Source organism: Phenylobacterium sp. Root1290 (assembly GCF_001425305.1).
In the GTDB taxonomy this organism is placed as follows: domain Bacteria; phylum Pseudomonadota; class Alphaproteobacteria; order Caulobacterales; family Caulobacteraceae; genus Phenylobacterium.
On record NZ_LMEE01000003.1, the window covers coordinates 27960 to 42069 of the forward strand.

Annotated in this window: 14 protein-coding genes; 7 read left to right on the plus strand and 7 right to left on the minus strand. The window is 69.2% G+C overall.

All coding sequences use genetic code 11. The features are described 5' to 3' along the window. The first annotated feature begins 6 nt into the window (after positions 1-6). Positions 7-954 (plus strand): DUF5996 family protein, encoded by a 948-nt coding sequence (locus ASC79_RS14865; RefSeq protein ID WP_056023697.1) that lies wholly within the window; start codon positions 7-9, stop codon positions 952-954. On the opposite strand, the gene ASC79_RS14870 is transcribed toward ASC79_RS14865, so the two are convergent. After that, positions 951-1520: an NADPH-dependent FMN reductase gene (locus ASC79_RS14870; RefSeq protein WP_056022956.1), complete on the minus strand. Its 570-nt coding sequence runs from the start codon at positions 1518-1520 to the stop codon at positions 951-953. The genes ASC79_RS14865 and ASC79_RS14870 overlap by 4 nt on opposite strands. Positions 1521-1740: 220 nt before the next feature. Between ASC79_RS14870 and ASC79_RS14875 the strand changes: the two genes are divergently transcribed. Next, entirely contained in the window at positions 1741-2262 is a 522-nt protein-coding gene (locus ASC79_RS14875) for a DUF2087 domain-containing protein (RefSeq protein WP_056022953.1), read from the plus strand. Positions 2263-2277: 15 nt separating this feature from the next. Here ASC79_RS14875 and ASC79_RS14880 read toward each other — a convergent pair whose 3' ends face one another. Continuing rightward, on the minus strand, positions 2278-3513 hold the full coding sequence (locus ASC79_RS14880; protein WP_056022950.1) for an acyl-CoA dehydrogenase family protein: 1236 nt from the start codon (positions 3511-3513) through the stop codon (positions 2278-2280). Positions 3514-3629: 116 nt separating this feature from the next. Between ASC79_RS14880 and ASC79_RS14885 the strand changes: the two genes are divergently transcribed. Continuing rightward, positions 3630-5327: a class I adenylate-forming enzyme family protein gene (locus ASC79_RS14885; protein ID WP_056022947.1), complete on the plus strand. Its 1698-nt coding sequence runs from the start codon at positions 3630-3632 to the stop codon at positions 5325-5327. A gap of 237 nt (positions 5328-5564) precedes the next feature. Here ASC79_RS14885 and ASC79_RS14890 read toward each other — a convergent pair whose 3' ends face one another. Beyond that, on the minus strand, positions 5565-6557 hold the full coding sequence (locus ASC79_RS14890) for an aldo/keto reductase (protein ID WP_056022944.1): 993 nt from the start codon (positions 6555-6557) through the stop codon (positions 5565-5567). A 92-nt stretch (positions 6558-6649) separates the two neighbouring features. On the opposite strand from ASC79_RS14890, the gene ASC79_RS14895 reads away from it, so the two are divergent. Continuing rightward, positions 6650-7549, plus strand: coding sequence for a LysR family transcriptional regulator (locus ASC79_RS14895; RefSeq protein ID WP_056022941.1), 900 nt, complete (start codon positions 6650-6652; stop codon positions 7547-7549). An 81-nt stretch (positions 7550-7630) separates the two neighbouring features. Here the strand turns inward: ASC79_RS14895 and ASC79_RS14900 are convergent, their stop codons facing one another. The 3 genes from ASC79_RS14900 to ASC79_RS14910 form a co-directional block, all read right to left on the minus strand. Continuing rightward, on the minus strand, positions 7631-9001 hold the full coding sequence (locus ASC79_RS14900) for an amidohydrolase family protein (protein ID WP_056022938.1): 1371 nt from the start codon (positions 8999-9001) through the stop codon (positions 7631-7633). Beyond that, positions 9001-10440 carry an amidohydrolase gene (locus ASC79_RS14905; protein WP_056022935.1) on the minus strand — a complete coding sequence of 480 codons (1440 nt, stop codon included), beginning with the start codon at positions 10438-10440 and terminating at the stop codon, positions 9001-9003. Before ASC79_RS14905 ends, ASC79_RS14900 begins: the two co-directional genes overlap by 1 nt. 180 nt (positions 10441-10620) lie before the next feature. After that, positions 10621-11118 (minus strand): DUF3617 family protein, encoded by a 498-nt coding sequence (locus tag ASC79_RS14910; protein WP_056022932.1) that lies wholly within the window; start codon positions 11116-11118, stop codon positions 10621-10623. A gap of 175 nt (positions 11119-11293) precedes the next feature. Here ASC79_RS14910 and ASC79_RS14915 point away from each other — a divergent pair, with 175 nt between their 5' ends. The 3 genes from ASC79_RS14915 to ASC79_RS14925 all read left to right on the plus strand — a co-directional run bounded on the left by ASC79_RS14915 (position 11294) and on the right by ASC79_RS14925 (position 13141). Beyond that, a complete protein-coding gene (locus tag ASC79_RS14915; RefSeq protein WP_056022929.1) occupies positions 11294-11767 on the plus strand; it encodes a PaaI family thioesterase in 474 nt (157 codons plus the stop codon). A gap of 3 nt (positions 11768-11770) precedes the next feature. Next, entirely contained in the window at positions 11771-12835 is a 1065-nt protein-coding gene (locus ASC79_RS14920; protein ID WP_235528771.1) for an alpha/beta fold hydrolase, read from the plus strand. A gap of 72 nt (positions 12836-12907) precedes the next feature. Beyond that, complete coding sequence (locus tag ASC79_RS14925) at positions 12908-13141, plus strand: aa3-type cytochrome c oxidase subunit IV (RefSeq protein ID WP_056022925.1); 234 nt, start codon at positions 12908-12910, stop codon at positions 13139-13141. A gap of 66 nt (positions 13142-13207) precedes the next feature. Here the strand turns inward: ASC79_RS14925 and ASC79_RS14930 are convergent, their stop codons facing one another. Continuing rightward, positions 13208-14110, minus strand: a complete 903-nt coding sequence (locus tag ASC79_RS14930) for a hypothetical protein (protein ID WP_056022918.1) — start codon at positions 14108-14110, stop codon at positions 13208-13210.

Consider the following 14110-nt stretch of genomic DNA (forward strand, 5'->3'; position numbering starts at 1 on the left):
GCGGGCATGGCCGAGGCGACTTCCAACCCTTGGCCGGCCCTCGACTACGCGCAGGACCGCGGGACCTTCGAGACCCTGCACCTGATGAGCCAGATCGTCGGCAAGGCGCGCACCGCCCGCGCGCCTTGGGTCAATCACGGCTGGCAGGTGGCGCTCTACATTTCGCCGCGCGGCTTCACCACATCGCCGGTGCCGAACGCTCACGGCCTGTTCGACCTGGAATTCGACTTCGTCGAGCATCTGCTGCGCTGCCGGGCCAGCAACGGCTTCCTGGGTGAGATCCCGTTGGCGGGGCAGACCATCGCCAGCTTCTACGCGGCGGTCGAGGAGCAGCTGTCGCGAACCGGTGCGCCGGTTCGTATCAACGGCGTGCCCAACGAGATCGCCGACCCGATCCCATTTGCACAGGACACCGCGCCGCGCGTCTATGACCGCGACGCCGCCTGGCGACTGTGGCAGGCGCTGATCCAGATCGAGCGGGTGTTCCAGGCGTTCCGCACCGGCTACCTGGGCAAGGTCAGCCCTGTGCATCTGTTCTGGGGCAGCTTTGACCTGGCGGTGACCCGCTTTTCCGGGCGCACGGCCCCGCCGCATCCAGGCGGCGTGCCGCACCTGCCTGACGCCGTGGCGCGCGAAGCCTATTCGCACGAGGTCTCCAGCGCCGGCTTCTGGCCCGGCGGCGGGCTGGTCGACTATCCGGCCTTCTATTCCTACGCCTACCCCGAGCCGGAGGGCTTCCGCGCCGCGTCCGTTCGGCCGGGCGCGGCGTCGTTCCATGAGGGATTGGGCGAGTTCGTGCTGCCCTACGAGGCGGTGCGGGGCGCAGCCGATCCCGACGCGGCGCTGGCTGACTTCCTGCTCTCGACCTACGTCGCGGCGGCCGACGCCGGCGATTGGCCGCGCGCCGACCTGGAATGCGACTTCGGCGCGCCCGGCGTTCCGCGAAGGTGCTAGGCGCGCACCTCGCGCACGAACGCCTCGAACCCGGTCAGATAGTTCTTCAGCGCCGCCTCGATCGCCGGGTCGAGGATCGCGCCGGACTCGTCGAACACCTTGTGGGCGCGCGAGACCATGAGACGGCCGCCGAACCAGGGTTGGGTTCCCAGGGTGCGCAGCACCGGCAGCCAGGCGTCCTGGCTGAGGATGGTGCCAAAGCCGCCGGGCGAGGCGCCGATGAAGGCGACCGGCTTGCCGCCGAACACCCGCGGGATGTCGCTGGCCGGGCGGGTGAGCCAGTCGATGGCGTTCTTGAACACGCCCGGGATCGAGTTGTTGTACTCCGGCGTCACCAGGAACAGGGCGTCAGCGGCGGCGATCTTGTCCTTGAGTTCGGTGACCCGAGCGGGGATGCCTTCGGCCGCCTCCACGTCGCCGTCGTAGAGCGGCACGCCGCGGATGGTTTCGACCTCGATCTCCATGCCTGCCGGCGCGACGCGCGCCGCCGCCCGCAGCAGATGGGCGTTGAACGAGCCGGAGCGAAGGCTGCCGGATAGTCCGACGATGCGGAGCGGTTGGGTCATGGGATTTCCTTGCAGAGGTGACGCTCGGTTATCCCCGATTTGCCGCGCCTTGACGACCGCTCGGCCCCCGACTATCGCAGAACCACGGTCTGCAGTTCACCGAGGCATCGCCGCCCGCGAGGGTACGCTAAACCTGCATCTGACTTGATCGACCTGACACATCTTCCCGTGCCAGATCGGAATGGCGATCACCGCTCACCTCGGCACGCGAGGGTAGATCATGTCGAAAACCATCATTCCGTTCCGAGCCGACGACGTTTCCAGCCTGGCCAAGTCGCTGCGGGCGCAGCTTCAGGCGCGCGAGACCACGCCCGGTCATGTCGAGCTGCTGAACATGCTGGCCCGCGCTGTCGGCCGCCGGAACTTCCAGCAGCTGCGCGCCGAGGCCGAAGACGTTCCGACCACGCCGCCGCCGCTTGAGACGCCTCCGATCGATGAGCGCCGCATCGAGCGGGTTGAGCGCTGTTTCGGCGGCGGCCGGCTGGCGCGCTGGCCCGCCAGGCGCGAGGACCAGGTGCTGGCGCTCTGGGGTCTGTGGTCGAAGCTGCCGGCCGGTCAGACCTTCGGAGAGCGCGATATCAGTCAGCTCATCGGCAAGCTGCACGACTTTGGCGACCACGCCCTGCTGCGGCGCGAGCTGGTGATCTCCCGCCTGGTCGAGCGCAATGCGGAAGGCAGCGTCTACCGGCGGGTCGAACGGCCGCCGCCGCCAGATGCGGCCCGGCTGATCGGGCGCATCTGACGGGGCGGGCTAGGCCTAGAGCAGGTCGCCGCCGGCCGCCGAGGCGGTGGTGCCGTGCTGCTGGTAGGCCTTGATGACGTTGCGGCCGACCGTCCAGCGGTGCACCTCGTCCGGCCCGTCGACCAGGCGCTGGGAGCGGATGTGGGTGTACCAGCTGGCCAGCGGCGTATCCTGGCTGTAGCCGAGCGCGCCGTGCAGCTGGATCGCGGTGTCGACCACCTTGTGCACCATGTGGGCGAGGAAGACCTTGGCGATGGAGTTCTCCTGCCGCAGGTCCATGCCGCGCTCGGCCTTGTAGGCGATGTGGAGCAGCATCAGGCGAGCCATGTAGAGCTCGCTGGCGCATTCGGCGAGCATGAACTGGACGGCCTGGCGTTCGGCCAGCGGCTTGCCGAAGGTCGAGCGCTGGGTGACATGGGCCGTGGCCATGTCGAGCGCGCGCTGGGCCATGGCGACGTTGTGCATGCCATGCCGCAGGCGGCCGTAGGCCAGGCGGTGCTGGCCCATGTTGAAGCCCTGGCCCTCGCCGCCCAGCAGGTTCTCGGCCGGGATCACAAGGTCCTTGATCTCGATCTCGGAGTGGCCGCCGCCCATGATGTGCGACAGCGGTCCCTCGACGGCCATGGTCTTGATGTCGCGCTTTATGACGTAGCCGGGATTGGGCAGCTCGACGATGAAGGTCGAGAACTGCTGGTGGCGCGGGGCGTCCGGATCGGTGCGGGCCATGACCACGGCCAGATCGGCGGCGCTGGCGGCCGACGAGAACCACTTCTCGCCGTTGAGCACGTAGTTCTCGTTGCCGTCCTTGACCGCGGTGGTGCGCATGCCGGTGGCGTCGGCGCCGGAGGCCTTCTCGGTCATCGAGTAGCAGACTCGCTTGTCGCCGTTTAGCAGCGGCTTGAGGAACTTCTCCTTCTGGTGCTCGGTGCCGTGCGCCAGCAGGGTCAGCATGGTGGCGTCGTCGGGGCCCTGGCTGTTCATCGACAGCGCGCCGAGGTGGCTGCGGCCCAGCTCCATCTGCACCAGGGCGTTGGCCAGCGGGCCCAGGCCCATGCCGCCGTATTCTGTGGGGATGAAGGGCAGCCACAGGCCCTGGGCGCGGGCCTTGGCGCGCAATTCGGCCAGGACGGTCTTGAACGTCTCCTTGTCCTTCAGCCGGGCCTCGGCGGGGATGCACTCGGTCTCGACCCATTCGCGGACACGTGCACGAACGGCCTTTGCGTCTTCCGGAATTTCAAAATCGATCGCCACGGCGCCTATCTCCCTTTTTTGTCTCTTGCGTTCCGCAGCGTCGGCGCTTGTCGTGTCGTAAGGCAAGTCCCGCCGTCCGCCTCGACGCGGACGGCGAACAAAGAATTGGGGAGTCCATGCACTATCGAGAGCTGAAGCAGGCCTGGTCCGAACTGACGGCGCCCGGCGCCCCGTTCGAGATCGCCGAGATCCCGGTGCGCGGGAACACCATCCGCAGCTACAAGAACGCGCCGCCCTCGGTGCGCGAGCTCTGGCTCTCCACCGCCGCCTATGGCGACCGGGATTACCTGGTCTACGAGAACGACCGGCTGACCTACGCCCAGGCCCACGCCCAGGTGAACGCCATCGCCGCGTGGATGTTCGCGCAGGGCGTCCAGCCGGGGGACCGGGTGGCGATCGCCATGCGCAACTATCCCGAATGGATGCTGATCTACTGGGCCTGTCTCTCCACCGGCGTCGCCGCGGTCGGCATGAACGCCTGGTGGGTGACCGACGAGATGGAGTACGCGATCAAGGACTCCGCGCCGAAGGTGATCTTCGCGGACGCCGAGCGTCTGGCCCGCATCCAGGAGCGTCCGGCGATGACCGCGGGCGCCAAGGTGGTCGCGGTGCGCACAGATCCGCCGGCGGGCGCGATCGCCTATGCCGACGTCATCGCCGACGGCGGGGAGATGCCGCAGGTCAGCGTCGATCCCGACGCCGACGCCTGCATCTTCTACACCTCGGGCACGACCGGCTTCCCGAAGGGCGCGCAACTCACCCATCGCGGCTGCGTGGCCAACCTCATGAACATCGGCTTCTCGGGCCAGGTCCAGGCGCTGGCTACGGCGCGTGCGACGGGCGTGGCGATCGATCCGGCCGCCCCGCCGCCGATCCCGGTGGCGCTGGTCACCACCCCCCTGTTCCATGTCACCGCCAACAACTGCGGGGCCTATGCCGTCACCGCCGCCGGCGGCAAGCTGGTCCTGATGTACCGCTGGGATGCGGGCGAAGCGCTGCGCCTGATCGAGGCCGAGAAGGTCTCGGCGATGAGCGGCGTTCCGACCATGGCGCGCGAACTGATCAACCATCCCGATTTCGAGAAGACCGACACCTCCAGCCTGTTGAGCCTCGGCGGCGGCGGGGCGCAGCTGCCGCCCGACCTGGTCGGCAAGATCGACGGAGCGGTGAAGACCGCGCGGCCGAACACCGGCTACGGCATGACCGAGACCTGCGGGATCATCACCGCGGTGTCGGCCGACTTCTTCATCGACAAGCCCGACAGCTGCGGTCCGGCCATGCCCTCGTTCGAGGCCAAGTGCGTGGACGACGACGGCAATGCGGTCCCCGCCGGCCAGGTCGGCGAGCTGTGGGTCAAGGGCGCGCCGGTCATCAAGGGCTACATCAATCGGCCAGAGGCGACGGCGGAGTCGATCACCGACGGCTGGCTGCACACCGGCGATGTGGCCCGCATCGACGAGGACGGCTTCATCTTCATCGTCGACCGCAAGAAGGACATGGTCCTGCGCGGCGGCGAGAACGTCTATTGCGCCGAGGTCGAGGCCGGCATCTTCCGCCACCCGGCGGTGGCCGAGGTGACCGTCTTCGGCGTGCCGGACGAGCGGCTGGGCGAGGAGGTCGGGGCCGCCGTGCTGCTGCGGCCTGGCGCGATGGTCTCGCCCGCCGAGCTGCGAGAGCACCTGTCCAGCCTCATGGCCAAGCACAAGATCCCCCGCTTCCTGTGGTTCATGAACGACCCGCTGCCGCGCAACGCCAGTGGGAAGTTCCTCAAGCGCCAGCTGCGCGAGACGTTGAGCCCCGAGAAGGCGCTCTAGCGGCAGGTTTTCTTCGCCGGCCTCCTGAAAGCTGCCGTTGCGCAGGATGCGGTCCCGTTTGGGCGCTTGAGCAACATCGTCCACCGGAGCCGGCGAAGCCTTGTCGACAAAGGGGTTTCCGGCCTCGGCTACGACGATGGCGCCAAGGCGGCTCAGAATGCCGCCGAGGCGCTATCGTCACGCTCAAGAATGCCGATGGCGCGCTGCCGATAGATTCCACAAACCGGCGGAGCCGCGTCAGCGCCGCTCGCTGTCGAGCATGGCCATCTGTTCGCGGTTGTAGCGTTCGCCGGCGGCGGCGCCCTTGGGGACGATCTGTTCGAGTTCGGCGAGGTCGGCCGCGGTCAGGATGAGGTTCGCCGCGCCCAAGGATTCGGCGAGACGTTCGGGGCGGCGCGCGCCGATCAGCGGGACGATGTCGTCGCCCTGGGCCGCGACCCAGGCGATGGCGACCTGGGCCGGGGTGACGTTCCGGGCCGAGGCGAAGGCGCGCAGCTTTTCGACCAGACCCAGATTGTGCTGCAGGGCCTCGCCCTGGAAGCGCGGGCCGTGGGAGCGGAAGTCGGTGGGGCCCGAGCCCGTCGACCAGTGGCCGCTGATCAGCCCGCGCGAGAGCACGCCGTAGGCGGTGATCCCGATCCCCAGCTCGCGGCAGGTCTGCAGCACGCCGTCCTCGATGCCGCGCGAGATCAGCGAATACTCGATCTGCAGGTCGCTGATCGGGTGGACGGCGGCGGCGCGGCGCAGGGTTTCGGAGCCGACTTCGGAGAGGCCGATGTGGCGGACGTAGCCGGCCTGCACCAGCTCGGCGATGGCGCCGATGGTGTCCTCGATCGGAACGTTGGGGTCGAGGCGGGCGGGGCGGTAGATATCGACATAGTCGGTCCCCAGCCGCCTGAGGCTGTAGGCGAGCGCGCTTTTCACCGCGACGGGACGGGCGTCATAGCCGAGCCAGGCGCCGTCGGGACCGCGCTGGGCGCCGAACTTGACGCTGACGATGGCCTGGTCGCGCGGCGCCTGGGCCAGGGCCTCGCCGACCAGTATCTCGTTGTCGCCCATACCGTAGAAGTCGCCGGTGTCGAGCAGGGTGATCCCCGCCGCGCGGGCGTCGGCCAGGGTCGCCAGGGCCTGGCCGCGGTCGGCGGGGCCATAGAGGTCGGACATGCCCATGCAGCCGAGGCCGAGGGCGGAGGTGGTCGGGCCGGTGCGGCCGAGCTGACGGGTGTTCATGTGCGGGCTCCTTAGGTTGACCCCAGACTAGGCCCGCGCCATTCCTGCGATAATCCGCTCATCACCTGACGGGCCGTACGGAATTACGCACAATGCGAAACGTGAACCTGGCCGATCTCGACGCCTTCGCGGCCGTTGCCCGCGAGCGCAGTTTCCGCCGGGCGGCGACGCTGCGCGGGGTGTCGGCCTCGACCCTGAGCCAGGCCGTTCGCGACCTGGAGGCGGCGCTGGACCTGCGGCTGCTGAACCGCACGACCCGCAGCGTGTCTCCAACCCAGGCCGGCCTTCGGCTGTTGGAACGCCTGGCGCCGGCCTTGGGCGAAATCAATTCGGCGGTGGAGAGCGTGCACGAGAGCGCCGGGACCGCGGCGGGGCTGCTGCGCATCAATGCGCCGGAGCCGGCGGTCGAGCTGGTGCTGGCGCCGCTGGTCGCGCGATTCCTCGAGCAGCATCCGCGCGTGCGCCTGGAGATCGTCGGGGAGTCGAGCCGCATCGACATCGTCGCCGAGGGCTTCGACGCCGGGGTCCGCTGGGACGAGCACCTGGACCAGGACATGATCGCGGTCCCCTTCGGCGGCGAGCAGCGCTTCGTCCTGGTGGCGTCGCCGGAGTTGATCGCCGCGCATGGGCGGCCGCAGACGCCGCAGGAGCTGGTCGGCCTGCCGGCGATCCGCCAGCGCTTCGCCAGCGGGGTGATGTTCCCCTGGGAGTTCGAGAAGGACGGCCAGGTGTTGCGGATGGACCCGTCGCCGCGGCTGGTCTCGACCCAGGTCGCGCTGCAGCGGCGGGCCGCCCTGGACGGGGTGGGGTTCTGGGCCGCGTTCGAGGGCTATGTCCGCGCCGACATCGACCAGGGGCGGCTGGTCAGCCTGCTGGAGGACTGGCTGCCGAGCTTCCCGGGGCCGTCGCTCTACTATCCGAGCCGCCGCCATGTGCCGCCGCCGTTGCGGGCGTTCATCGACTTCATCCAGGCCGAGCGGGGGCGGGGGTAGGGGCGCCCGAGTGTCATCCCGGTTTCTGGCTCGGCGCAAATGGGTCCCGGACAAGCGCTGGCGCGCTTTCCGGGATGACACCTATTGTTTCGGATAGGCGACCGGATAGGGCCCCGAGAGGTCCTTGTAGCGGTCGCGCAGTTCGATCTGGCGGGAGGTCAGGGGCTGGGCCTCGCCGCGGATGAAGATGGCGGTCGGCTGGCTCAGCGGTTCGAAGGGGTCGGCGGTCCAGATCACCACGTCGGCGTCCTTGCCCGGCTCCAGCGAGCCGACCTGAGCATCGACGCCGAACACGCGGGCCGGGTTGATGGTCATCGCCGCCAGGGCCGCCTGGTAGGGCATGCCGTGGGCGACGGCGTTGCCGGCGTTGTAGCGCAGCTCGCGAATGCGGTGGGCGCCGCCGCTGCCCTGCAGGATCACGGTCACCCCGGCCGCATGCAGCTTGCCGGCGTTCTCGAGGCTGGCGCCCAGGGTCTGGAAGGTGTCGGGCCGGTTCGACAGCGGGTCGATGATCACCGGCGCGCCGGCGGCGGCGATCTCGCGGGCGGCCATCCAGCCCTCCTCGGCGCCGGAGAGGATCACCTTGATCTTTTCCTCGCGGGCGAACTTCAGCACCGCGCGGATGTCGGAGGCCTTGTGGACCACGGCGATGATCGGCATGCGGCCCTCGACCACGGGGATCAGGGCTTCGAGGTCGGTCTTGGACAGCGCCAGCTCGCGGACGCCGGCGCGGTCGTAGGCGGCTCTGTTGCGCATGTAGTCGCGCACGTCGCGGAAGGCGGTCTTCAGGGCGACGATCTCGGCCCCGCGCGCGCCGCCGGCGACATTGGCGCCGCCGTCGCCGAACGGCACGACCATGCCGACCTTGGGCTTCACGAGGATCTCGGTCGCCTCGCCCAGATGGATGACGGCGGCCTGGCCGGCGAACAGGGCGGCGGACTTCGTGCCGCCGCCGCCGCCCGCGGTCATCAGCTCTTCGCCGTCGTCGGAATGGAAGTCGGCCCCGCCGCCGCCGGCGCCGGCCGAGATCGGGGTGACGATGGCCCGGGTGATGCCGGCCATGCGCGCGACCGGGATCAGGGTCGAGGCCGGGTTCAGCGCGTACTGGACGTCGAAGGCCGCGCCGATGTCCGGATTGTTGGCGACGACGTCGTCGCCGAGCGAGCGCACCTCGACCGCCCCGAGCATGGCGTTGGGCGCGATGAAGCCGGGCGTGACGACGCCGCCCTTGGCGTCGATCACCTGCGTGCCCGGCGCGAACGCCAATCGGACGGTCCTCTGATCCAGGACGGCGGTGATCTTGCCCTTGTCGATCATCACCAGGCCGTGCTCGATCTCGCCCGCCGGACCGGCGGTGAGGACGCGGGCGTTGGTGATAACCACGGACTGCGCGAGCGCAGGGCCGGCGAGGGCGGCGGCCAGCGCCGCCAGGCTTACGACTAGCTTACGCATCAGCGGCCCGCTCCCTGGCCGAGTTCGAAGTCCGACTTGGGCTGGTAGCGCGGGTCGCGCCGGTCATAGGCGACGGCGCCATCCAGATAGACGCGCTCGGCCTTGGCGTAGATCGAGAAGGGGTTCTTGTCCCACAGCACCACGTCGGCGCGCTTGCCGGGCTCCAGGCTGCCGGTCTCCTTGTCCAGGCCGATGGCCTTGGCCGGGTTGAGGGTGATCCACTTCATCGCCTCGCCCTCGGTGATCTGGTAGCCGGCGGCGCGGCCGGCGGCGAGCGCCTCGGCGGCCTCCTGGTTGAGGCGCTGGATCACGTCGGGGTCGTCGGACTTGATGATCGCGCAGCCGCCGGCCGCGTGGATCATCGGGGCGTTGGCCTCGACCGCGTCCCAGGCCTCCAGCTTCGAGCCCCACCAGTTCGCCCAGGTGGCGACGCAGATGTCCTCCTTGGCGAGGATGTCGGCGATCTTGTAGGCCTCCAGCGCGTGGTGGAAGGCGGTGATCTTGTAGCCGAACTCGCTTGCGATCCCGATCATCTGGACCATCTCGTCGGCCCGGTAGCAGTGGTTCTCGACCAGGATCTCGCCCTTGAGCACGCCGGCCAGGGTTTCGAGCTGCAGGTCGCGCTTGGGCGGATCGGCCTTTTCGCCGCGATCGGCCTTGGCGCGGTAGTCGTCCCACTTGCGGGCGTAGTCGGCGGCGTTGATCCAGGCGGTGCGATAGCCGGCGACATTGCCCATGCGGGTGGACGGTGCGCGGTTGCGGCTGCCGTAGACGCGCTTGGGGTTCTCGCCGCAGGCCATCTTCAGGCCGTAGGGCGCGTTCGGGAACTTCATCTCCTGGACCGTGCGGGCGGGCACGTTGCGCAGGGTGACCGAGCGGCCGCCGATCAGGTTGCCCGAGCCGGGCAGCACCAGCAGCGTGGTGACGCCGCCGGCGCGGGCGAGGTTGAAGCCGGGGTCCTGCGGCCAGACCGAGTGCTCGGCCCAGACGCCGGCGGTGTTGGGGTCGGTCAGTTCGTTGCCGTCGGAGTGGGCGGGCACGGCGGGCGAGGGATAGACGCCCAGGTGCGAGTGGGCGTCGATCAGGCCGGGGGTGATGAACTTGCCGTTGGCGTCGACCATGTCGTAGCTGGCCGGGGGCACGATGTTGGCGCCGACCGCTTCGATCTTGCCGTCGCGGATCAGCACCACGCCGCGCTCGATGCGCTCGCCGGTCCCGGTGAAGATGGTCGCGTCGACCAGGGCGGTCGCACGGCTGGGCAAGGGGCGGTAGGTCGAGGCGTAGGCGTCCTCGCTGCGCCCGGAATCGAGCCCCTTGGGCAGCGGCTTGGCCTTGGCGCTCTGGGCGCCGCCCGATTGGCTGGAAGTCGCCGCCGTCGTGGCGCAACCGCTGAGGGCCGCGGCCGCGAACACCGCAACCGCCGTCGTCAGAACTCTCATCTTCAGGAACCATCCCCTACGAACAGGGGCGGACGATAGGACGGAACCTCCGCCATGGGGAAGGCGGCGCAGGCGGTTTTGCGACCAAGCCGGACGGGGAAGGGTTGGTTTTTTCCTTCCGCCAGTGTCATCCCGGTCTTGCTTCGCAAACCGGGATGACACTTTCAGCGTGTCGTGGCCTCAGCAGTCGCCGAGGCGTTCGGCGGTCATCTTCATGGTGGTCTGCTTCATGGTCGGGGTCGGGGCCGGGTCCATGACGGTGGTGGCGTCCACCGTGTAGCGGTTGTTGAAGTCGCCGGAGATGCGGCTGTCGGTGGTGATCTTCATGCCGCCCTGGATGGTGCAGACTGTGTGGCCGACGATGTCGGCGCCGTCGCGGCGATAGGTCTGCTCGGCGCAGGTGACGCCGGCCTGTTGCTTGGCCGCCTCCATGTCCTTGAAGCTGGTCTGGGCGACGCAGCTTTCGACCACGACCGGCTTGGGCGCGGCCGACAGCACGGTGGTGAGCCGCCACTTGCCGGGCTTGGGGCCGTCGAGGTCGGCGGGAGATACGACCGGACCGGTCGCGGCGGGGGCGGCGGCTTCCGGCTTGGCCGGTTCGATCTTGGCGGTCTCTTCCTTCTTGGAGCAGGCGGCGGCCAGGACGGCGACCAGGGCGAGGCTGACGGCGATACGCATGGGTTCCTCCACGTGTTGGTCCGACCACCCCCCAGGGCGCATCGGTGAAGCCAGAACGCGCGAAGCGGCGCCATGGGGCCAAGCAATGTGCGGCGTCGCGTCGAGCATCTCGTGGAGCGACTGGGGCGCATCGGCGCTTGCCATTTTTCAAACGCCCGTTCATCAGCAACGCACGATGTCCGACGATCTGACCGAAGTGCAGGCCGCCGTCGTTCCCGACGGCTTTGTAATCAACCTCTGGCAGCGCGGCTTTGGCCGCACGGTCGGCCCATTCTATTCCAAGCGCGACCTCGCCACGAACGACGAGATCATGGCGTTCCGGGTCGAGGAGCACCACGCCAACGGCATGGGCAACTGCCACGGCGGCATGCTGATGAGCTTCGCCGACATGGCCTGGGGCCGGGTGATCTCCAACCAGCGCGAGATCGGCTGGGTGACGGTGCGGCTGACCACGGACTTCCTCTCCGGCGCCCATATGGGCGAATGGATCGAGGGCTCCAGCGAGATCATCGCCGAACAGGACGACGTGTTCACCGTCCGCGGCCGCATCTGGTGCGCCGAGCGCACGCTGATGACCGGCACCGGCGTCTACAAGGGCATCCGCTCGATCCAGCGCAAGGCTGGCGAGCGCGAGAAGAGGGGCGCGTAAGCCATGGCGATGGATCCCGCGATCAAGGAAGGCGCGCCGGTCGGCTACTATGACGACGACCGCCCGGTCCCGAGCGAACCCGGCAGTTTGCCGCCGGAAGTCCAGGCGCCGCTGCTGCCGTTCCGCGGCCGCGAGCCGGACGCCCCGGCCTGGTTCCTCGACGCCATCGCCCAGGAGCCGGAGCGCAGCTTCGTCACCTCCAAGGGCAGCAAGCTCGAGCTGCTGACCTGGGGCGAGGTCGGCAAGCCGGGCCTGCTGCTGGTGCACGGCAATTCGGCCCACGCCGATTGGTGGAGCTTCATCGCGCCGTATCTGGCCAAGGACTACCGCGTCGCCTCGATGTCGCTGGCCGGCATGGGCGCCTCGGACTGGCGCGAGACCTACGCCTTCCAGGACTTCGCCGAGGACGCCGAGGCCTGCGCCCAGGCGGCCGGGCTCTATGCGGCCGGCAAGCCGGTCTATGTCGGCCACTCGTTCGGCGGCAGTCAGGTGTTCTTCGCCGCGGCCGCGCATCCCGAGCGCATGAAGGGCGCGATCATGGTCGACGTCGGCTTCGGCGGCCCGCCGCCCGACAGCCCCGAAGGCAAGCGCATGCTGGAGGAGCAGGCCAAGCGGGTGGCCAACATTCCCACCGCCGACCGCGCCCAGAAGGTCTATCCGACCATCGAGGCGGCGCTGGCGCGCTTCCGGTTCATGCCGCCGCAGGTGGCCGGCAACCTGTTCATCGCCGACTTCATCGCCCGCCGCTCGCTGAAGCGCGCGCCGCTGGAGGACGGATCGGGCGAAGGCTGGACCTGGCGGTTCGATCCCAACATGTGGAACAAGCTCGACCGCACGGCGATGAACAACATGATGGTCGGCGGCAAGCCGAAGGTCGACGTGCCGCTGGCGCATATCTTCGGCGACCGCTCGGTGATCATCACCCGCCGGACCGAAGGGCAGACGACTCCGCTGCCTGACGACATCCTGGAAATCGCCATTCCGGACTCCGCCCACCACGTCATGGTCGATCAGCCGCTGGCCCTGGTGGCGTTGTTGCGATCGCTGCTGGCGGTGTGGCCGCACTGACCCTTGAGGCCGGCCTGCGGTTCGTGTAGGTCCGGCGGCAACAGATTTTTCGAAGAGAGAGACGGCTCCGCCATGGCTTCCGAATACCACCGCGGCGAGATGGAAATCCAAGAGCAGACCTCGACCTACCACCTGTTCGTCATGCTGACGAAGTGGGGCTCGCTGGCGCTGACGGCGCTGCTGGTGTTCCTGGTGCTGGCGTTCTGCACGCCGACCAGCTTCTTCGGCAGCCTGGCGGTCGGCGTGATCATCGCCGTCGGCGGCTACTTCGTGCTGCGCGAGCACGGCGGCGACGACGCCCACTAAGGGCGACGACTCACCTGCAGAGTTTCAAGAGGCGGGCGCCGGCGACGGCGCCCGCCTTTTCGCGTTCTAGTCCAGCATCGCCTGGATCGAGGCCAGGTCGAGCTCGGAGGCGGCGGCCTTGAGCTTGGGCTCCAGGATCTTGTGGCCGTGGCCGCCGCCCAGGGGCGTGGAGATCGCCACCAGCTGGATGGCGCCCTTGCGCGCGCCCTTGTCGAAGTAGTCCGGGTTGAGCCGGACGATCGGGATCGCATCGGACTTCGAGCAGTCGCCGAACAGTTCGCGCAGGCGCGAGCTGGCGCAGGCCGGCGCTGCGCGTTGCTGCGGCGTCAGCGTGGCCTGGGCCTCGGCCAGACGGGCGTCGTCCGGGATCTCCTTGGCCATCCATTGCAGATACTCGCCCTTGGTCATCGGCCTGTAGGGCTGGCGGCCCGGCTTGGCGATCAGGATCACCTGGCGGATGCCGACCTGGAAGACCGGGAAGCCCTGGATCGAGGCCATCTTCAGCGGCAGGTCGCGCGGCTGGTCGATGCGGTCGCCGTTGTCGTTGGCGTAGAGCGCCGCCAGGGTGTTGAACCGGATCTGGAAGGTCGGACCCTCCAGGCGGCCCATATAGGCGCCGGCGGCGTCGGGCTTGGCCCCGGCCTCCAGGTCGATCATCTGCGGGATCATGGTCGCGCGGCCGAGGAACGGCTGGCCCTGCGGCTGATCGCTGGGCGGGCTGTCGATGGTCAGCGAGCGGGTGATCGAAAAGCCGCGCGGCTGGTGCAGGGTCGGGGTGGCCAGCACCTTCTCGACGATGGCCCCGGCCTTGGCGGTGAAGGCCTTCACCTCGGCGGGCGGCAGGGCCCCGATCACCTGGACGTTGAGCGGGGCGATGCGGCCCTTGGCGGCGGCCGAGGCCGGGCTCTGGTCTGCGAGGGCGGGGCTGGCCGCCGCGAGGGCGACTGCGGCCAGGAGCGGCAGGCGCAT